General features: G+C 65.4%; 20 protein-coding genes and 1 tRNA gene. 4 read left to right on the top strand and 17 right to left on the bottom strand.

The genetic code is table 11. The features are described from left to right. Positions 1 to 51: 51 nt before the first annotated feature. The 5 genes from ACZ5AC_RS04670 to ACZ5AC_RS04690 all read right to left on the bottom strand — a co-directional run bounded on the left by ACZ5AC_RS04670 (position 52) and on the right by ACZ5AC_RS04690 (position 4,933). Entirely contained in the window at positions 52 to 1,677 is a 1,626-nt protein-coding gene (locus tag ACZ5AC_RS04670) for a hybrid sensor histidine kinase/response regulator (protein WP_464249793.1), read from the bottom strand. Between the two features lies 1 nt (position 1,678). Then, on the bottom strand, positions 1,679 to 2,161 hold the full coding sequence (locus tag ACZ5AC_RS04675) for an adenosine-specific kinase (protein WP_464249794.1): 483 nt from the start codon (positions 2,159 to 2,161) through the stop codon (positions 1,679 to 1,681). 25 nt (positions 2,162 to 2,186) lie between these two features. Beyond that, entirely contained in the window at positions 2,187 to 2,657 is a 471-nt protein-coding gene (locus tag ACZ5AC_RS04680) for an outer membrane lipoprotein (protein ID WP_464249795.1), read from the bottom strand. A gap of 126 nt (positions 2,658 to 2,783) precedes the next feature. Then, positions 2,784 to 3,722 (bottom strand): hypothetical protein, encoded by a 939-nt coding sequence (locus ACZ5AC_RS04685; RefSeq protein WP_464249796.1) that lies wholly within the window; start codon positions 3,720 to 3,722, stop codon positions 2,784 to 2,786. Beyond that, positions 3,719 to 4,933: an L-serine ammonia-lyase gene (locus ACZ5AC_RS04690; RefSeq protein WP_464249797.1), complete on the bottom strand. Its 1,215-nt coding sequence runs from the start codon at positions 4,931 to 4,933 to the stop codon at positions 3,719 to 3,721. The genes ACZ5AC_RS04685 and ACZ5AC_RS04690 overlap by 4 nt, the downstream gene beginning before the upstream one ends. Before the next feature lie 132 nt (positions 4,934 to 5,065). Between ACZ5AC_RS04690 and ACZ5AC_RS04695 the strand changes: the two genes are divergently transcribed. Both ACZ5AC_RS04695 and ACZ5AC_RS04700 read left to right on the top strand, forming a co-directional pair. Beyond that, complete coding sequence (locus ACZ5AC_RS04695) at positions 5,066 to 5,320, top strand: HP0495 family protein (protein ID WP_464249798.1); 255 nt, start codon at positions 5,066 to 5,068, stop codon at positions 5,318 to 5,320. A 154-nt stretch (positions 5,321 to 5,474) separates the two neighbouring features. After that, positions 5,475 to 5,550 (top strand) — tRNA-Lys (locus ACZ5AC_RS04700). A 96-nt stretch (positions 5,551 to 5,646) separates the two neighbouring features. Here ACZ5AC_RS04700 and ACZ5AC_RS04705 read toward each other — a convergent pair. Both ACZ5AC_RS04705 and ACZ5AC_RS04710 read right to left on the bottom strand, forming a co-directional pair. Further along, the gene (locus ACZ5AC_RS04705; protein WP_464249799.1) at positions 5,647 to 6,324 is read right to left on the bottom strand and encodes a PEP-CTERM sorting domain-containing protein; all 678 of its coding nucleotides are present in this window, start codon (positions 6,322 to 6,324) and stop codon (positions 5,647 to 5,649) included. A 435-nt stretch (positions 6,325 to 6,759) separates the two neighbouring features. Beyond that, positions 6,760 to 7,935, bottom strand: a complete 1,176-nt coding sequence (locus ACZ5AC_RS04710; RefSeq protein WP_464249800.1) for a multidrug effflux MFS transporter — start codon at positions 7,933 to 7,935, stop codon at positions 6,760 to 6,762. A 149-nt stretch (positions 7,936 to 8,084) separates the two neighbouring features. Here ACZ5AC_RS04710 and ACZ5AC_RS04715 point away from each other — a divergent pair, with 149 nt between their 5' ends. Continuing rightward, the gene (locus ACZ5AC_RS04715; protein WP_464249801.1) at positions 8,085 to 8,555 is read left to right on the top strand and encodes a hypothetical protein; all 471 of its coding nucleotides are present in this window, start codon (positions 8,085 to 8,087) and stop codon (positions 8,553 to 8,555) included. Between the two features lie 25 nt (positions 8,556 to 8,580). On the opposite strand, the gene ACZ5AC_RS04720 is transcribed toward ACZ5AC_RS04715, so the two are convergent. From ACZ5AC_RS04720 to ACZ5AC_RS04730, 3 genes are all read right to left on the bottom strand, one after another. Beyond that, positions 8,581 to 9,543, bottom strand: a complete 963-nt coding sequence (locus ACZ5AC_RS04720; RefSeq protein ID WP_464249802.1) for a bile acid:sodium symporter family protein — start codon at positions 9,541 to 9,543, stop codon at positions 8,581 to 8,583. Between the two features lie 146 nt (positions 9,544 to 9,689). Beyond that, a complete protein-coding gene (locus ACZ5AC_RS04725; RefSeq protein WP_464249803.1) occupies positions 9,690 to 10,025 on the bottom strand; it encodes a hypothetical protein in 336 nt (111 codons plus the stop codon). Between the two features lie 283 nt (positions 10,026 to 10,308). After that, the gene (locus ACZ5AC_RS04730; protein ID WP_464249804.1) at positions 10,309 to 11,250 is read right to left on the bottom strand and encodes a hypothetical protein; all 942 of its coding nucleotides are present in this window, start codon (positions 11,248 to 11,250) and stop codon (positions 10,309 to 10,311) included. 229 nt (positions 11,251 to 11,479) lie between these two features. Here ACZ5AC_RS04730 and ACZ5AC_RS04735 point away from each other — a divergent pair, with 229 nt between their 5' ends. After that, positions 11,480 to 12,832, top strand: coding sequence for an APC family permease (locus ACZ5AC_RS04735; RefSeq protein WP_464249805.1), 1,353 nt, complete (start codon positions 11,480 to 11,482; stop codon positions 12,830 to 12,832). A gap of 79 nt (positions 12,833 to 12,911) precedes the next feature. Here ACZ5AC_RS04735 and ACZ5AC_RS04740 read toward each other — a convergent pair whose 3' ends face one another. The 7 genes from ACZ5AC_RS04740 to siaD form a co-directional block, all read right to left on the bottom strand. Next, positions 12,912 to 13,844, bottom strand: a complete 933-nt coding sequence (locus ACZ5AC_RS04740) for an ABC transporter substrate-binding protein (protein ID WP_464249806.1) — start codon at positions 13,842 to 13,844, stop codon at positions 12,912 to 12,914. A gap of 521 nt (positions 13,845 to 14,365) precedes the next feature. Further along, positions 14,366 to 15,115, bottom strand: a complete 750-nt coding sequence (locus ACZ5AC_RS04745; RefSeq protein ID WP_464249807.1) for an ABC transporter permease — start codon at positions 15,113 to 15,115, stop codon at positions 14,366 to 14,368. Continuing rightward, complete coding sequence (locus tag ACZ5AC_RS04750) at positions 15,112 to 15,891, bottom strand: ABC transporter ATP-binding protein (protein ID WP_464249808.1); 780 nt, start codon at positions 15,889 to 15,891, stop codon at positions 15,112 to 15,114. The genes ACZ5AC_RS04745 and ACZ5AC_RS04750 overlap by 4 nt, the downstream gene beginning before the upstream one ends. Next, the gene (gene thiD, locus ACZ5AC_RS04755; RefSeq protein WP_464249809.1) at positions 15,891 to 16,709 is read right to left on the bottom strand and encodes a bifunctional hydroxymethylpyrimidine kinase/phosphomethylpyrimidine kinase; all 819 of its coding nucleotides are present in this window, start codon (positions 16,707 to 16,709) and stop codon (positions 15,891 to 15,893) included. Before thiD ends, ACZ5AC_RS04750 begins: the two co-directional genes overlap by 1 nt. Next, complete coding sequence (gene thiE / locus ACZ5AC_RS04760; protein ID WP_464249810.1) at positions 16,706 to 17,341, bottom strand: thiamine phosphate synthase; 636 nt, start codon at positions 17,339 to 17,341, stop codon at positions 16,706 to 16,708. Before thiE ends, thiD begins: the two co-directional genes overlap by 4 nt. Further along, positions 17,334 to 18,149, bottom strand: a complete 816-nt coding sequence (gene thiM / locus ACZ5AC_RS04765) for a hydroxyethylthiazole kinase (RefSeq protein ID WP_464249811.1) — start codon at positions 18,147 to 18,149, stop codon at positions 17,334 to 17,336. The genes thiE and thiM overlap by 8 nt, the downstream gene beginning before the upstream one ends. Positions 18,150 to 18,357: 208 nt before the next feature. Then, positions 18,358 to 19,143: a biofilm regulation diguanylate cyclase SiaD gene (gene siaD, locus ACZ5AC_RS04770; protein ID WP_464249812.1), complete on the bottom strand. Its 786-nt coding sequence runs from the start codon at positions 19,141 to 19,143 to the stop codon at positions 18,358 to 18,360. Between the last annotated feature and the right edge of the window lies 1 nt (position 19,144).

Below are 19,144 nucleotides of genomic sequence, written 5' to 3' on the forward strand. Positions count from 1 at the left end.
GAGTATGGCGAACTGATAAGACGCGGGGGCCGCCAAGGCAATGCGCCGGCATCACATTTTGCGGGAAGGGCGGGAGAGGCAGTGGCGCAGGGCGCGGCCGAGGGAACCCATATCCACGGGCTTGGAAATGACCCTGCAGACCCTCCCGGGACGAAAGGCGAGTCCCGGAGTGGGGGAGGCCGAGGCCAGGACCACGCAGGCCTGCGATCCTGCCGCGTTCAGGGCTGCGCACAATTCCTCCACCTGTCCGGCTGTGCCGTCCTCGGTCAGCACGAGGTCCAGCCGGCTGGACTGCGCGGCGATGGTTTCGATGCCCCGGCCCGGGCTGTCGGCCTGGATTGGTTCATAGCCGAGTCTGGTCAGGCAGGAGCAGGTCGCGGCCCGGACTTCGGGGTCCGACTCGACCACCAGGATGCGTTCGCCGCAGCCCATTATTTCCGGAGGCGCGGCCGCTTCGGGACTTTCCGCGGGTCCATGGGGGGTGGCCGGCAGGCAGACCCTCACCGTCAGGCCGCCGGCCTCGTTGCCGGAGAAAAGCAGTTTGCCGCGCAGGGTCTTGACGATCTTCTGGGTTACGAAGAGGCCCAGTCCCGTGCCCTCGTCCTTGGGCTTGGTGGTGAAGAATGGCTCGCACAGCCGCGACAGGTCCTCGTCGGGGATGCCGGGGCCGTTGTCGGACACGGTGATGACCGTCAGCACGCTGTCCGGGTCGGTGACCAGCAGCTCCGGATCCTGGTCCGAGTGCCTGCGAACCGTGATCACGATGCGCGGGTCCGGCGATCCGGCCAGGGCGTGCACGGCGTTGTTGGTCAGGTTCATGAGGATCTGCTGCAGATGGACGGGGTCGCCGAAAAGGGCGCCCGGGTCGGGGTCGAGGCTCGCCTCGATGGCGATGTGCGGGGGGGTCGTCCCGCGGATGATTTCTAGGGCTTCGAGCATGGCGTAGCGGATGGGGAAGCGCGTGAACTCCTCGTGCATCTTGCCCGTGAAGTGCAGGACGCTGCGGATGAGGGAGGTGCCGCGCTGGCAGACGCGCAGGATGCGGTCCAGGTCCTCCTGGTCCGGGGGCTCTCCGGCCTCGACGGCCCCGCGGACGAGCTCGGCCGAGAAGACGACGGATGACAGGATGTTGTTGAAGTCGTGGGCCATGCCGCCGGCGATGGTGCCGATGATGCCCAGCTTCTGCTGCTTGAGGAACTGATGCTCCAGTTCGAGGTTGGCCTTCTGCAGTTCCAGGGTGCGCTGCTGGACCTGGCGTTCCAGGCCCAGGCGGTACTCCTCGTTTTCGCGGATCAGGGCCGCGCGCTCCAGGGCCTTGTCCACGGCATGGTTCAGGACCGTGGGCGAGACGATGGGCTTGACGAGATAGTCCCAGGCGCCCAGGCGCAGGGCCTTGACGGCTTCGTCCAGGCCGCCCTCGCCGGAGATGACCAGGACCGGCACGCGATCAATGACGTCGGACAGGTGCGAGAGAAGGTCCAGGCCGTTCATGACCGGCATCTTCAGATCGACGATGAGCAGGTCCGGCCGGCGGCTCCGGAAAAGATCGAGGCCCTCCAGGCCGTTGCCGGCCTGCAGGACCTCGAAGCCGCGTGATCTGAGCACCGTGCCGGTGGTGGCGCGGACGAACGCGTCGTCGTCCACCACCAGAACGGTCGTGGTGCGGGTTTCGGGCATCCTAGAACTTGTAGCCGATCATGCGCAGGAGCTTGGAGCGCTTGGCCTTGTCCTCGTCGGTCTCCACGCCCTTGGAGGCGAAGCCGTCGATCACGCCGAGGATGCCGCGCCCCTGGTCCGTCTGGGCCACGATGGCCTGGACCGGGTTGGCCGAGGCGCAGAAGAGGCGCACGACCTCGGGCACGTTCTGGATCGTGTTGACGACGTTGATGGGGTACATGTCGCGCATGAAGAGAATGAAGCTGTGCCCGCAGGACAGGGCCTGGGCGTTTTCGGTGGCCAGCTGTACCAGATCCGGGTCCGTGCCGGAGGTGCGGATCAGGCAGGCGTCGGAGGCCTCGCAGAAGGCCAGGCCGAACTTCGCTCCGGGCACGGTGTTGACCATGGCCTCGTGCACGTCCTCCACGGTCTTGATGAAGTGGGACATGCCCAGAATCATGTTCAGGGACTGGGGGTTCTTGATCGGGACGATGGTCAGCTCCATCGGGTGCTCCTTGATGTGGAATTGGCTACTTCTGGACCCTGGACGAACCGTCGTTGGCGCGCAGGACGCGCACCCGTTCGCCGGGCGAGAACGGGACGTCTGCTTCCTGGACGATGGACAGGATCTGCCCGGTGTCGAGTTCAACCATGATTTCGAGGCCGTTGCGCCTGGTCAGGCCTTCTTCGGACACGGCGCCGATCGCCGCGCCGCCCAGGGCGCCGAGCACGCCGCCCACGACCCGTCCGGCTCCGCCGCCGACCTGGCTGCCGAGCACGCCGCCGGCCACGCCGCCGGCCACGGTCCCGAGGCCGGTCTTGGAGCCTTCGATCTGGACGCTGCGGACTTCACGAACGGTTCCGTAGTTTACGGTCATTTCCTGTCGCGCCTGGTCTCGGGAATAGACCTGCCCCGACCGGCTGGATGCGCAGGATGCCAGGAACCCTGTCCCGACAAGCAGAACGAAGGCGAGGATGCATGTCATGTTGCGTTTCAGCATTGTTCGCTCCTTGGTTTCGGTGTTCGGAAATGTCCGGCGTCCATGCGATGCACGGTCGAAACGAACCATACTCCATATGTATAGGAGTTTCGCAAGGCGGGTCAAGGCAAGCCCCCGTCTGGAGGCTTACTGACCGAATGCGGACGGCTGCGCGGCCTGGGCGGTCCTGTCGCTTGGCCGCAACGCGTCGTGGAGCACGGTCTCGGGGTCGGCGATGTTCTTTGCCCGCAGTACCTTGAGGAGCTTTTCATAGAGCGTGTCGAGGTCCACGTACTGGGCCACGGACTTGTACTCCGGCAGGGTCAGCACCGAGGAGTAGACGGGCAGGTTGTCCGCATCGTGGCCGTTCAGGATGACGAAGGAGAACGCGCGTTCGCCCTGTTCGAAATCCAGCTTGAACTCCTTGATGTCGGTGTTGGTGATGGTGCTCAGGTTGGAGATGGACTTGGCCCGGGCGAAGATGCCGGTCAGGATGCGCAGGCTGTCCTTCTTGACCTGAGCCAGGGCTTCGCGTTCGGACAGCTCGATGAGCAGGATGGACTTGTTCAGCTCGTAGTAGAGGTCCTCGAAGATGCCGTGCTGCTTGAGTTCGTCGTAGAGGGTCTCGAACTCCGTGTGGTTGATCTTGCGGAAGTGGGCCATGTCCGGCCGTTCGTTCTCGACGGCCTCGAAATCCTCGCACACGTAGGGCACGATGGACGTGGTCTCGTAGAGGTAGAATTCCAGACCGATGGACCCTTCCTCATCAAGCATGGCGGACACGGACAGGTCGGCCAGCAGGATGCCGCCGTCGATGTCCAGGCCGTAGCCCTCGTAGGCCTTGCGCAGCCTGGCGTCGGAGGCGTCGATGACGTAGTTGTAGATGGGGTAGGCCAGGCCGTCCTGGTCGTGGATGGCCAGCTCCTTCCAGGTTGAAAAGCGCGTGGCGACCATGTGCTGAAAAACCTTCTTGATGAATTTTTTCAGGCACATGGTAAAGAGCTTCAGTTCTTTGGCCCGGGAATTGGGCTCGTCGGATTCCTTGCCGGACGGCAGCTCGTCGAAATCTTCCTCTTCTGGCTTCATGCGTTTCCTCGTTTTCGTTCGCCGTAGGCCTTGGCCAGGCCGCCATGGGATGTCTCCCGGTAGAGACTCGGCAGGTCGTGCCCTGTCTCTTTCATGACTCGCACCACTTCGTCAAAGGGGATGCGGTGGGAACCGTCGGACAGGAGCACCATCTGCGCGATGCTCATGGCCTTGGTCGCGGCCATGGCATTGCGCTCGATGCAGGGGATCTGGACCAGGCCGCCCACGGGGTCGCAGGTCAGGCCCAGGTGGTGCTCCAGCCCCATCTCGGCGGCGTACTCGATCTGGCGGATGGTGCCACCCATGAGCTGGGCCGCGGCCGCCGCTGCCATGGCGCAGGCCGAGCCGACCTCGCCCTGACAGCCGACCTCGGCCCCCGAGATGGACGCGTTGTTCTTGATGACCAGACCGATGAGCCCGGCCGTGGCCAGGGCCTGGAGGATGGCCCTGGGGCGCGATTCCATGGTTTCCTTCAGGTAGCGCAGCACCGCGGGCAGGACGCCACTGGCCCCGCAGGTCGGGGCCGTGACCACCGTGCCGCCGGCGGCGTTCTCCTCGGACACGGCCAGGGCGTAGGCAGCCAGCAGGCCCGTGCGGCGCAGTTCGGCCCCGCCCAGGATGGCTTTCTGGTGGTACGAGCAGGCCTTTCGCGCCAGGCCGAGGCCTCCGGGCAGCACGCCTTCGGTGGTCAGGCCGCGCTCGATGCAGTCCCGCATGGTGTCCCAGACGGTCTGCAGGAAGTCCCAGATTTCCTCGCCCTCGTGCCGGGCCACGAACTCCCAGTAGGTCATGCCCTCCTCGGCGCACAGGTCCATGATTTCGGTCAGGGTGTGCAGGGGGTATACCTCGGGCGGGCGGCTCGACACGTCGTCGTCGCGCAGGGCGCCGCCACCGATGCTGAAGACGGTCCAGGAATCGATGACGTTCCCGTCGCCGTCCAGGGCCATGAAGTCCATGGCGTTGGGGTGCTCGGGGCGCCGCAGGCCCGGGGACCAGACGATCTCCACGGGCAGGGGGGCCAGGGCCTGGGTCACGGCCTTGTCCGTGAGGTGCCCCTTGCCCGTGGCGGCCAGGCTCTCGTAGAGCACGACGCGGAAACCGGCCGCCTGGGGCACGCGGGCCCGGAAACGCTCGGCCGCCAGTTTGGGGCCCATGGTGTGGCTGCTGGAGGGGCCAGCCCCGATGCGATACAATTCCCGGATGGATTCCATCCGCACCTCGCCAAAAATTGTGGTTGACCGGTCGAAAAAACCTGGGCCATGGAGTGCGTCACGGGCCGAAGAGCCGCGGGCGCTGGCCCTTGGACTAGCCGTCCCGCATAACTACGTCAACAAGGAGCCGAAATGAAACGACCGGAACTCGAGTTCCCGCTCCACTGGGAATTCAAGATCATCGCCGTGCGCACCGACGAGGCCTTCGCCGCCATCTGCGAGGTCATCCGCAGCCATGGCTTCGAAGAAAAGCTCGCGGCCAGCAACGTCTCGCGCAACGGGTCCTACGTGACCTACACCGTGCGCATGCGTCTCGAGACCCGCGAGGTCCTGGACAGTCTGAGCCGCGCCCTGGCTGCGTGCGAGGGCGTGAAGTATCTGCTGTAGAAGAAAGCCGGAGAGGGGAGAAACGGTAATGTGACAAAAGGTTTTTTTTTCCCCTTGACGAGCAACGGGGAAAACCGTAGAAGCCTCTTCGTTGTCGGCGCGAAACAAGTTTGTGTAGCTAATATGTTGACATGTTTCGCCTATTCCGACCTGTGGGCCAATAGCTCAATTGGTAGAGCATCTGACTCTTAATCAGCAGGTTCAAGGTTCGATTCCTTGTTGGCCCACCAGCTGAAAACATCGACCCCGCCAAAGACGTGAAGTCTTTGGCGGGGTCTTTCGTTATGGTCTGCGTCGTCCCGTTTGAGGTGGGCTACATAAAACGTTCAGCCATGCTTCCGCCCCACTCCCGCAACGGCCAGCAAGCCCAGGCCGAGGAGAAGCATGGTGGAGGGTTCAGGTACGGTTGGCGGTTGCTCGCCTGCGCCTACAACACCGACGGTGAAGCCATGCCAATTCTCCGAGGTGTGGGTGAATGAGATGGCGCTGTATGTGCCCGGCAATCTGATCACGCCGTGAACTTCGCCGTTTCCGTAAAAACCGTCCCTGTCGCTATTGAGAATGGGCGTCCCGGTGCCAAAATAGCCTGCGCCGTAGCTGAGAATTTCTATCGGCACTCCGAAGTCGACGGTGTTGAAGTTCCAACTCACCAACGCGATAAGAGGATCAAGCACCGCTTGGGAAAACGTGATGTTGACGGTTCCCCCAGTGCTCAGGGCAATGATGTCAGAGGCCGGTGGCGCGTTGCCGACGACTGGGGAGATATACGGAGTAGAAGGGTTCCAGTAGTTCGTTCCTCCGCTTGTCTGCGCAAAGGAATAAGTTCCGGAAAACGCGACGTTGATCGCTCCCGACCCTGGGTCAAGGGTGCCGATCACGCCGGGAGATGCCGACGTTACGCTTGTCCAGTCCGTCCAGTAGACGGTATCCGCACAAACAAGAGTTGCTGAGAGCAGTATTGCGCAACTAACTAATATACTGCTAAAAATTAACTTTTTGTTCATGGCTCACACCTCCTTGCCGGTGTCATGATATGAAAGGCATGCATCCGGCATACCACTGCGGTAACCTGCCAATCCGATTCATCTCTTCGATTTTAAATGTTTTTTACGTCTGGCGGTGTGTAAGCGATTCCGACAGGAAGAACGTCCCCGCGAGAGCGGTTCAATGAAGATATGCTTCTATTTCGGATGGATGCATGCGGAGGTTGGGTGTAAAAAAAGGAAAGACACCGAAAATCGGGCAACGGCTTGCCCGTCGGCGGGATGGGCCGCCTGGCGATGACGGATGTCGTCGAGAGATGATTGGTTGGCGTGTTTCGGAATGGCCCGACTACTCCCGTTCCCCAGAAGACCGACGACGCGATTTTCCCAAAGGAAAGGAAGAGACGGGGCAGGTCCGGCATCGCCGGAAGGTTTTTGCGGCGGGCGAAGGCCGGGTTATTCCGTCCGCGCCCGCCCGAGTTTCGGCAGCAGGGCCAGGACCAGGGCGCTGGTGGCCACGCCGACCAGGGCCAGGGTTAGGATCTTGTTGTCCCAGGGCAGGGCGATGAACCACATGGCCGTGGCGCCGCCCACGAAGTAGGTGAACATGATGAGCGACGCCGCCGAACCCGCGTCCTGCCGGACCTGTTCGAGCAGGAAGTTGCTGCTCGGCGGGCGGGTCATTCCCAGGCTCATGGTCAGGAAAGCCATGGGCACGGCCATGCCCCAGGGACCGAGTTCCGCGCAGAAGGCCAAGGCCACGGCTCCGGCCAGGATGCCGCAGTACCCCATGATGATGATCTTGAACCCGGGCACATGGCGCTTGAGCAGGCGGCCGCAGATCCAGAAGCCGAGCATCAGCGCCCCCGAATTGAAGGCGAAGAAGTAGCTGTAGACCTGTTCGCTGAGGCCGAAGTGGTCGATGAAGATGAACGCGGACCCGCCGATGAAGCAGAAGAGCGGGGTCATCCCCAAGGCGATGAGGGTGCACAGCGTCATGAAGCGCAGGTTGGCTATGAGCTTCACGTAGGCCGCCAGGACCTGCCCGAGGCTGCGGCCCGTGGCCGGAGCGGGTTCCTTCAGCCGCCACACGCCCCACATGGACACGACGCCGAGCACGACCTGGGTGTGGAAAATGAGCGGCCAGCCGGCGAAATTCAGGATGAGTCCGCCGAGCACCGGGGCCAGCATGGGCGCCAGGGACACGATGACGGCCATGTGGGCCATGACGCGCTCGCGCTCGGCTCCTTCGAAACAGTCCTTGGTCATGGCCAGGGAGAGGGTCGAGGCCGAGGCTGCGCCCATGCCCTGCAGGATGCGTCCGAACACGAGCATCCACGGGCTGTCGGCCGCGGCGCAGACCAGGCAGGCCAGGATGTAGATGGAAATGCCGGCCATGAGCACGGGCTTGCGGCCGTAGCGGTCCGAAATGGGGCCGTAGAAGAGCAGGGCCAGGCTGAAACTGACGAAAAAGGCCACCAGCGTCAGGTTGATGGTCGCCTCGGTGGTGTTCCAGAGGGCCGTCAGGGAGGGCAGGGCCGGCAGATACATGTCCGTGGACAGCGGCGGAAAGGCCGCCAGCAGGGCCAGGATGAGCAGGGCGCGGATTTTGGTCGGGGCTGATGTCGTCATGGTCTTTGTGTGGTGAAAGGGTGAGGGGCAGCCCTACTCCTCCGACCGCAGGCAGGCAAGGGAAAACCCCTTGCCCCGGTGAATTCCGGCCTTCTGGAACGCGGCCTGCAAGAGAAGGGGTGCAAGGAATTTTTTTCCGGAGGCATCCCATGACCATCGCTCCCCTGGCCGTCCTCGGCATAGCCAAAGCGGCGTTCTCCGTCATCGGCTCCCTGGCCGACGCCGTCAGCCGTCCCGACCCCCGTCCTTCCCAGACCATGCGGCAGGCGTTCCCGCAGGCGCAGGAGACCGTCTGGCATCAGCTCGGCAAGGGCGTCGACGTCCGCGCCCTGTCCCGGGACGAGTTGGCCGCCGTGTCGCAGCAGCTCTACCGCAGCGGGACCATCGGCCTGGACGATCACGCCGCCATGAGCCTCGACCCGAGCTTCGCCGGCTCCACCGAACTGCTGACTTCGCCCGACGGCAGCGGCCGGGTGGACTGGTTGGCTGAATTCCAGGCCCGCCTGGCCCGCCATCTGGAGCAGGGCGACGAGAGCTCCGCCGCCCAGGATCGGCGCGTTCTCGACATCCTGGGCCGCCTGCAGGCCGGCGGCAAGGGCGTCACGTCCATCAGAGTCTGAAACGGCAAAGTTTGCCCGTCACCGCTCAGGCCCGGGCGTTGTTCCCGCCTGAAGATTCTTCCTCGTCACCGTTCCCGCCCCTTGTCCAGAACCGCGCCAGGGTCATTCCGGCCAGGTTCTGCCACAGACTGAAGATCGCCCCGGCCAAAGCCGCGCCCGGTCCGAAAAACGTTCCGGCCAGGGCCACGGCGAGCCCCGAATTCTGTATCCCGACCTCGATGGAGATGGTCCTGGCGGCTTGCCGCGTGCCGCCCATGGCCTTGGCTCCCCAGTATCCGCAGAGGAATCCGAGCCCGTTGTGCAGGACCACGGCCAGCATGACCAGGGCCGGAAACTGCAGGATGGTCTTTTGGTTCAGAGCCACGACGCAGGCGATGACGGCGGAGATCGTCAGCACGGAGATCGATGGGAAGATGCCGATGACCCCGCTCAGCCGTTTGCGCAGAAGCCTGCGCAGCACGAGGCCGTCCAGGAGGGGGAAGAGCACGATCCAGAAGACGGACCGGACCATGGCCCAGAAGTCGACCTCGACCCGCGCGCCGGCCAGCAGCTCCACCAGGGCCGGAGTGACCAGCGGGGCAAGCAGCGTCGAGGCCAGCGTCATGACCACGGACAGGGGCACGTCGGCGCGGGCGAAGTAGGCCACGACGTTTGAGGCCGTGCCCGAAGGGCAGCAACCCACCAGAATGACGCCCAGGGCCGCTTCGGTCGGAAGGTTGAGCGCCAGGCACACGGTCCAGGCGATGGCGGGCATGAGCACATACTGCAACGCCACGCCCAGGCCCGCCGTGCGCCACTGCCTGCCCACGCGGACGAAATCCGAGAACTCCAGGGTCAGTCCCATACCGAACATGATGATGCCCAGGCCCAGGGAGATGTGCGGCCTGATCCAGGCGAAAAGCGGGGGATGCAGGAGGGCGAGGGCGGAAAAGCCGACGGCCAGGGTCAGGAAGTGCCGTTCGATCCATTGGGCCAAATTGCCAGGCATGGGAACTCCGGTATCTGTTGGTTTCGGTCCCGGATGTGGCCCGGAACGGCGGGGCGCGTCAACGTCCGCGCAGAAAAAGAAGGAAAGAAACGGCGCGCCCTGATGAGGCGCGCCGCGTTCCGGAAATCAGGAAAAGGGGGGCGGATTCAGATGATGTCTTTCCGGGGCTTCAGGGAGACGAGCTCAATACCGGCCTGGTACATGCCGGACCAGCCTCCCATCTGCTGGTTGCACCACCGGACCATCCCGACCATGAAGTCCGGTCGCTCGTAGTCGATGGCGCCGGTCGCCTCGTCGCCCGGGAAGACCTTGATCAGCACGTCTTCGACGGGCAACGGGTAATCGAGCTCAAGCAGCAGGCCGTAGGCGCTGTGGTTGATGATGCGGGCGGGGAAAGGCGAGTCGTAGGCCGGGGAGATGATTCCGCACCGTCTGAGGCTGGCCGAGCGCGGGTATTTTCTGTTTTCCGAGTTGTCCGGCATGGTTGTCTCCTGCTGTATTGACACAGGTGTGGCTCTCTGCATTCCCAGAGCATGCTGCCGCCAAGTTGCCGGGTCAGGAGTTGGCCCGGCCGTGTGTCACTTTGTCAACAATTCGGTATCATTCTCTTTTCAAGTTGCCAATCCTTGTCTTACATTTTTTCTCGCTGAGGATGTATTTTCGAGGGCGAGGCGCCCCCGTCAATTTCAGGAGGAGCGGAAACGCGGAAAGGCGATCATGTGCTGCGCATGATCGCCCCTGCGTCGTTGCCCCATGAAGGCAATTCTAGACCAGCACGTCCAACGGCTCGGCCACCGGTTCGGCTGCGGCCCCCGTGGCCGGTTCGGTCACGCCGCCGCCGATCAAGGTGTTGTATATTTCCAGAAACTTGGAGTAGGCCTGCCCGTTTCCCCGCGGCGGCGAAAGGGGAGGCAGGGCCTGGGTGTCCGTCACGCTCTTCCGCAAATCGGCCATGAGCTTCGTGAGTTCCGTGCGCAAAAGGTCGTAAGCGGAGGGACCGGGCGTATCCGCAGGCTGATCGGTGGATTCAATCCCCTCCTGGTCCTGGGCCGCGGCGGTGATCGTGGTGCTGAGGTCCTCGGTGTTCTCCACCGGCGCCTCGGCCTCGGCCGCGATGTCTGCAGCCATCTCCGGGATGGTGTCGGCTGCTTGATCGGCCGCCGGTTCGGTCGAGGGTTCCGCTGCCGGTTCGGCTGCAGGCACGGCGGGTTCCGCCAGGGACATCAGGGCGGCTTCGAGGGCGTCCAGCGCGCCGTTCAGGTCCGTTTCCCCGCTGCGGAATTGAGCGAGGATTTCTTCGGCGTCCTGCTTGAAGCCGTCGGCCAGCGCGGTAAGGTCGTCCGCCGTCATGTCGTCGGTTCCGAGCAGTGCGGCCAAGGGCCCCTCGCTGGTCTTGCCGAGGGTATCGATCAGGCCCTGCACGCCGCTGTCGAGTGTCCGTGCGGCATTGGCGGCTCCCGCGGCCTGAAGTTCGTCAAAGAAATTGATGCGCAGGCGCACATCCGCCACGCCCTTGAAGTGCCCTTCCTGCAGGAGGCGGATGACCCCTCTGGCGCCACCGCCCTCGCCATCCGCAACCGCCGCATCGACGGCAGACGGCCTGGCCGTTTCCCTGGCTGCATGCCTGGCCTCCCGGGCGTTCATGTCGCCCTGTTCCGGCCGGATATTTCCCCATGCCTGCGAATTTCCCGCACCGTGCACGTTCATGGCCTTGCCTCCCGTGAAACAGATACTCTTGCCATGTAACGTTTATCGGCATTGCGCGTGTTTTCTTTACCGCAGATGTCCCTCGCTTTTCCCGCTGGCATGGCGTTTACATTGTCCCGGCCATCGGGTAGGGCGCCCTTGTTTCGTGCGGCGTTTGGAAATGTAGTGTGAAATGAAAGTGTTATGATCGAAAATCGATAATGTGTAGTAGATGGGCAAGGAGCGTGCAGTGTCTCAGGAACTGAGCAAGAAATTCGGTCTGTTCACCGCCATCGCCATGGTCGTGGGCATCGTCATCGGCAGCGGCGTGTTCTTCAAGGCGGAGAAGATCCTCACCGCCACGGGCGGGAACCTGCCGCTGGGCATCCTGTCCTGGGTCATCGGCGGGCTGATCATGATCTCCTGCGCCTGCACCTTCGCCATCATGGCCACCAAGTACGAGCGGGTGAACGGCATCGTGGACTACGCCGAGGCGGCCATGGGGAGGACCTACGGCTACTATGTCGGCTGGTTCATGGCCATGATCTACTACCCGACCCTGACCTCGGTCCTGGCCTGGGTCTCGGCGCGCTACACCTGCGTGCTCTTCGGCTGGGACATCACCGGCGGGCAGTGCATGACCATCGCCGGCTTCTACCTCGTGGCCAGCTACGCCCTGAACGCCCTTTCGCCCGTCCTGGCCGGGAAGTTCCAGGTCACGGCCACGGTCATCAAGCTCATTCCCCTGGCGCTCATGGCCGTTGTCGGCACGGTTTTCGGCATGGGCAACGGCATGATCATGCGCAACTTCACGACCGTGGTGACCGAGGTCGAGCCCACCGTGGCCCTGTTCACGGCCGTGGTGGCCACATCCTTCGCCTACGAGGGCTGGATCATCGCCACGAGCATCAACGCCGAACTCAAGGACTCCAAGCGCAACCTGCCCATCGCCCTGGTGGCCGGCACCTTCGGCGTCATGCTCGTCTACATCCTCTACTACGTGGGCCTGGCCGGCGCCGTGACCAACGAGACCCTCATGGCTGGCGGCCAGGAAGGGGCCAAGCTCGCCTTCGAGACCGTGTTCTCGAACCTCGGCGGGACGCTGGTCTTCGTCTTCGTCATCATCTCCTGCCTGGGTACGCTCAACGGCCTCATGCTCGGCTGCACGCGCGGCGTCTACTCCATCGCAGCCCGCGGCGAGGGTCCGGCCGTGGCCATGTTCCGGCAGATCGACCCCGTCTCCAACATGCCGACCAACTCGGCCATCCTCGGGCTGCTGCTCTCGGCCGTCTGGCTGGTCTACTTCTACGGGGCCAACCTGACGGACCCGTGGTTCGGCTTTTTCTGCTTCGATTCCTCGGAGCTGCCCATCGTGACCCTCTACGCCATGTACCTGCCGATCTTCGTGTCCTTCATGCGCAACGAAGGCGACCTGCCCGTGCTGACGCGCTTCGTGCTGCCGGCCCTGGCCCTGTGCGGCAGCCTCTTCATGATCTACGCCGCCTGCTACGCCCACGGCATGGCCGTGGTGGCCTACCTGAGCATTTTCGCCGTGGTCATGCTGGCCGGGGTCGTGCTGGCGAAATCCAGGGCCCGGGCCTGACGGGCTGCGACGCATCCGGATGGCTGGACATCCCCCGTAAAAAGCGAAACCCCCGACCGATGGCCGGGGGTTTCTTTTTTCAGCGCAGTTCCACCGCCCACGATTCGAGGGGCGGCATCGTCGTGACAAGCTTCTCGCGCTGCAGGAACTCCGCGAAACGCATGTAGCGGGCCCGGTCCAGGGCGCCGGGGCGCAGGGCGAAGCGGGGCAGGGTGTCGCGCCAGGCGCGGCGGTTCAGTTCGTCGTCCAGGGATGCCCGGTCGCCGGAGACGAAGAGCTTCCAGCTCTCCTCGGGGTGGTTGACCAGGAACTGCACGCCTTCCTCCAGGGCGTCGACGAAGCGGCGCAGCCTCGGGTCGGCCGTATTCTTGGACGCGGCCACGAGGATGAGCTCGTCGTAGGGCGGCACGCCGTGTTCCTCCACGAAAAAGGCCCGGCCCGGACGGCCCTCGATGTCCATCTGGTTCAGTTCGAAGTTGCGGAAGGCGCCGATGACGGCGTCGGTCTGACCCGTGAACAGGGACGGGGACAGGGAGAAGTTGACGTTGACGAGCTTCACGTCATCAAGGGTCAGGCCTTCCTTTGCAAGCATCGCCTTGAGGATGGCTGTCTCGAAGCCGCCTACGGAATAGCCGATGGTCTTGCCCTTGAGGTCGGCGATGGTCTTGATGGGGCCGTCCTTCAGGACCACCAGGGAGTTGAGAGGCGTGGCGACCAGCGTGGCGATGCGCGTCAGGGGCAGTCCTTCGGCCACCTGCACCTGGTGCTGGTGCTGGTAGGACACGGCGATGTCGGCCTGGCCGGCGGCCACGAGCTTGGGCGGGTCGTTGGGATTGGACGGGGCGATGAACTCCACGTCCAGGCCGCGCGCCTTGAAGAAGCCCTTTTCCTGGGCCACGAAGAGGGGCGCGTGGTCGGGGTTGACGAACCAGTCCAGAAGCACGGTCAGCTTCTCGGCCTGGGCCGTCGTGGCGAAGAGGAGGAGGGAGGCGAGGATGATGAGTTTTTTCATATTGCGTCCTTTGGTTAGCGTTGTGAAATGACGGGAAAAGGGGGTGTGACAGGGCGGCCGCGCACCGGCTCGCTGCGGTCCGGGGCCGCCAAAACTCCTTCGCTGGCCTCGTACTGTTTTCCCGTCGCCGCTGTCGGACGAACACCTGCACTTCGGGCGGAAGGCGACGGGAAAACAAACGATGCCCGGCTCAGTCAGACAGTTGCCGGCCCCGGACCGCAGCGAACCGGCGCGCTGGGTCGGTACTGCGGGCGGTGCTGAGACGAAGATGGATCCCCGCCTTCGCGGGGATGACACCGATATGGGCCTTTGGGTGGAACCTTCGGATGTCGTCACTGAATCCCGCGCGTCACCCAGGAGTCATTCCCGCGAAGGCGGGAATCCATGCCTTTCCGACCATAATCCTGCGCGCCAATCAGGAGTCATTCCCGCGAAGGCGGGAATCCATGCCTTTTCTTCCACTGCGTCGCGGGCTCCCCGATTCCGTAGGTTTGACTCGGGGATATGGCGCACAGGCGTCTTCATTGCCCTGCATCCTTCGGCTGCCAGAAAACCAGCCTGTCCAGCAGCCGGTCCACGAGAAAGTAGAGGCTCAAGGAAGCCGCCGCCAGGACGGTCAGGGCGGCGAACATGAGGTCGATCTGCATGCGCGCGTTGGCGTGCAGCATGAAGTAACCCAGGCCCCGGCTCGAACCGACCCACTCGCCGACCACGGCGCCGATGGGGGCCACGGCCGTGGCCACGCGCAGGCCGGCGGCGAAGGACGGCAGGGCCGAGGGGACGATGATGCTGGTCAGGACCTTGAGGGGCCTGGCGTCCATGATGCGGGCCAGCTCCAGCAGGTCGGCGTCGGTGCGGCGCATGCCGGAGTAGAAGGACGAGGCTACGGGGAAGAAGATGATCAGCACGGCCATGGCCACCTTGGAGGCCATGCCGTAGCCCAGCCACAGGACCAGGATCGGGGCCATGGCGAAGACCGGGACGGCCTGGCTGGCCACCAGCACGGGGAGCATCCAGCGCTTGAGCAGCGGCGAGAGGATCATGGCCAGGGCGGCCGAGGAGCCCAGGAGCGTGCCCAGGGTCAGGCCCAGCAGGATCTCCGTCAGCGTCGCGCCCAGATGCCCGGCCAGGGCCGGCAGGTGCGCGGCCATGGCCCGGGCCACGGGCATGGGGCCGGGCAGGATGTAGGGCGGGACCCCCGTCAGTGTGACCAGCAGCTGCCACAGGCCCGTGAGGCCGACCAGCAGGGTCAGGGGGCGCAGGGCCTTCATGCGGCCTCCGCGTTCATGAGCCGTGCCAGCAGCTGCGCATACAGGGCCGCCAGCTCCGTGCCGGGTTCCCGCGGCGTCGGGCCTTGGGGTTCGACGATCTCCATGACCCGCGCGGGTCCGCCGCCCAGGACGACGATGCGGTGCCCCAGGCGCAGGGCCTCCATGGGGTCGTGGGTAACCAGGACCACCGTGGCCCCGGAGGTCAGCTTTGCCGCCAGGTTCTGCAGGCGCACGCGGGTCAGGGCGTCCAGGGCAGAGAAGGGTTCGTCCATGAGGATGACCGGCCGCTCCTCCATCAGCGTGCGCAGCAGGGCCCCGCGTTGGCGCATGCCGCCGGACAGGGCCGCGGGCAGCTTGTCCTCGCTGCCCGCCAGGCCCGCCTCGCGGATGAGGGCCAGGGCCTTGTCCCGCTTTTCCGGGCACAACTCCCCGCGCAGTCTGGCGCCCAGCAGGACGTTGTCCAGGAGGGACAGCCAGGGCAGGAGCAGGTCGTTCTGGCTCATCCAGGACACGGCCGCGTCCGCGCCCTCCTCGAAGCGCACGGAACCCGAAAAGGCGTAATGCGGCGTTCCGGCAATGATTTTGAGCAGGGTCGACTTGCCGCAGCCGCTGGGGCCGAGGATGCAGGTCGTCCTCCCGCCCGGTATGGCCAGGTCGAGGTCCCGGAAGATGGGCCGTCCCTCGAAATCGAAGGACAGACCGTCCAGGGTGATGGCGGATGCGCCGGGCGCCTGAGCGGAAAGCGCCGGGTCGGGGCGGCTTGAAATCTCAGGCATCACATGAAGAATTTGAAGAAGTGGTGCACGGGCCCGTGCCCTTTGCCGATGACGTACCCGGCTCCGGCGCGGATGGCGCCGCTGATGTACTCCTTGGCGTTGCGCACGGCCGTCTCCACGTCGTGGCCCTTGGCCAGGTTCGAGGCGATGGCCGAGGACAGGGTGCAGCCCGTGCCGTGGTTGTTGCGCGTAGGGATGCGCTCGCCGCGCAGGGTCACGATGCGGTTCTCCGGGCCGATGAGCAGCGTGTCGTCGCTGTCGCCGGACTCCAGATGCCCGCCCTTGACCAGCACGTTTTCGCAGCCCAGGGCCGCCAGGTCCATGACCGCGGCGCGGGCCGCCTCGGCCGTGTCGATGTCGCGGCCGAGCAGGACCGAGGCCTCGGGCAGGTTGGGCGTGATGAGGGAGGCCAGGGGGATGAGTTCGCGCTTCAGGGCGTCGATGGCCTCGTCCTGCAGCAGCTTGTCCCCGCTCTGGGCGACCATGACCGGGTCCAGGACGACGGTGCGCACGCCGTGGCGCGTCAGGCCGGCGGCCACGGTGCGGATCAGCTCCGGCGAGAAGAGCATGCCGATCTTCACGGCGTCGGCCCCGATGTCGCTCAGCACCGCGTCCATCTGCGCGGCCACGAAGTCCACGGGCACGGCGTGGATGCCCGTCACGCCCAGGGTGTTCTGGGCCGTCAGGGCCGTGATGACGCTGGCCCCGTAGCAGCCGTTGGCGGCGATGGTCTTCAGGTCGGCCTGGATGCCGGCGCCTCCGCCGGAGTCGGAGCCGGCGATGGTCAGGACGCGCGCGTATGTCTTGGGCTGGTTCATGATTCCTCCCGAGCCTTGCGGATGATGGTGAGAAGCTCGGCCGCAGCCCTCTCGGGGTCGGCCGCCGAGACGATGGCCGAGACCACGGCGATGCCGTCGCACCCGGCCCGGATGACCTCGGCCGCGTTGGCCGGGCCGATGCCGCCGATGCCCACGACCGGCAGAGACACGGCCGCGCGGATGGCCGCCACGCCGGCCAGACCCAGGGGCACGGCCGTGTCGGTCTTGGTCGGGGTGGCGAAGACGGGGCTCACGCCGATGTAGTCGGCGCCCTCGGCCTGGGCGCGCACTGCGTCCTCCACGCATTCGGCCGATACGCCGATGAGCATGTGCGGGCCCGTCAGGCGTCTGGCGTCGGCGAGAAGCATGTCGGTCTGGCCCAGGTGCACGCCGTCCGCGCCCACGGCCAGGGCCACGTCAACGCGGTCGTTGATGATGAGAGGCACGCCGGTTCCGGCCAGGATGTCGCGCACGGCCCTGGCCTCGCGCACGAACTCCCGCGTGCCGCAGCTCTTTTCGCGCAGTTGCACGCAGGTCACCCCGCCGGCCACGGCCGCCCGGACGATGTCGGCCGTGTCGCGGCCCAGGGACAGCCCGCGGTCCGTGACCAGGTAAAGGGAGAAATCAGGCATGGCGCTCCTCGCGGATGCGGCACGAGGCCGCCAGCTCCTCGGGGGTGATGGCGTAGAGGGCGTCCAGGAGGTGGACCTGGAAGGACCCTGGGCCCTCGGCCCTGGCACCGGCGCGCTCTCCGGCCAGGCCGAGGAAGGCCAGCGCCGTGGCCGCGGCGGTCAGCGGGTCCGGGTCCACGGCGTGGAAGGCGCCGACCAGGGCCGAGGCCGTGCAGCCCGTGCCCGTGACGAAGGGCATGAGCGGGTGGCCGCCCTCGATGAAGAACGCGCGCCGACCGTCGGTGACGAGGTCCGTGGGGCCGGTGATGGCCAGGGTGACGCCGAGTTCCAGGGCCAGGCGGCCGGCCACGCGCGCGGCATCGTCGACGGAGTTGCAGGAGTCCACGCCCCTGATGGCGGCCGACCGGCCGGAGAGGGACAGGATCTCCGAGGCGTTGCCGCGCACCACCGAGACCTTCGTCTCGGCCAGGATGGTTCTGGCCGCATCCGTGCGCAGCTTCGTCGCACCGGAGCCCACGGGGTCCAGGACGATGGGTTTGCCGAGCTGCGCTGCCTTTTTTCCGGCCTTGAGCATGGAAGCGACCCAGGCGTCGGTCAGGGTGCCGATGTTCAGCACCAGGGCCCCGGCGAAGGCGGCCATCTCCTCGACCTCGTTCTCGGCGTGGGCCATGACGGGCGACGCGCCGCAGGCCAGCAGGGCGTTGGCCGTGGCGTTCATGACCACGAAATTGGTGATGTTGTGGACGAGCGGTTTGTCCCGCCTCACGGCGGTCAGGTTCGCGGCGGCTCTGCGGGCCAGGTCGGACATGGGGATACCTCGCACTGCTTGAAGGATGGGAGCGGTGGAGGCGAGGACTGTGAGGGGGCGCCGGGAGACCCGGCGGACGTCTTGCAATTCCCTTCGCTGGCACGACCCAGATCAGGTTCAACGGGTATCATCTCAGGCTCCTCGCCACCCCTGCAAAAACTGCTTCCCGGCTAGGGCAAGCGCGCAGAGGTGTCAAGGGCCGGTTGCGCTACAGCCCCATGCAGCAGTTCCGCCCGGCGGCCTTGGCCTTGTACAGGGCCTCGTCGGCCCGCAGCAGGGTCGCGTCGATGTTCTCGCCGGGGCGGTGCAGGGTGTAGCCGATGCTGATGGTCGGGGCCGGGGTGTCGTCGACGAGAGGGGCTTCGTGAACGTTCCGGCGCAGGCGTTCGGCCACGGCAGGTACGTTCTCCCGCGCGCAGGACGGGAACAGGAGCAGGAATTCCTCGCCGCCCCAGCGCGCGCAGAGGTCGTACTCGCGCAGGGTGAGTTCCAGGGCGCGGGCCACGGCGTGCAGCACACGGTCCCCGGCGGCGTGTCCGAAGCCGTCGTTGACGGCCTTGAAATTGTCTATGTCGGCGACCATGACCGCAAAGGTCTGTTCCGGCCTGCGCGCGGCCTGGGCGGCTGCCTCCTCCAGTCGGACGGTCATGTAGCGGCGGTTGGGCAGGCCCGTGAGGGCGTCGTAGTTGGAAGCGTGCTCCAGGCGTTCCTTGAGCTGGTGCAGCATGGTCTGGTACTGGTCGCTGATGCGCACGATCTTCTCCAGCTGCCGCACCTTGCGCTCGTATCTGGTCAGGTAGGCCTGGCTGCGATCACGCTCCGCGGCCTGAAATCGGTCGGCGATGTGGGTCAGCCTGTCCAGCAGGCGCTGCTGGTCGCGATAGCGCTGGAAAAGCTCGGCCAGCGAGTCCTTCCACCCGTCGGGGGGTGTCTGGGCCGAGAGGATGGAGCCGATGCGCTCCTCCAGGCTGTCGTTGCCGGTGCGTTCGGTCATG

The organism is Desulfomicrobium aestuarii (genome assembly GCF_055385525.1).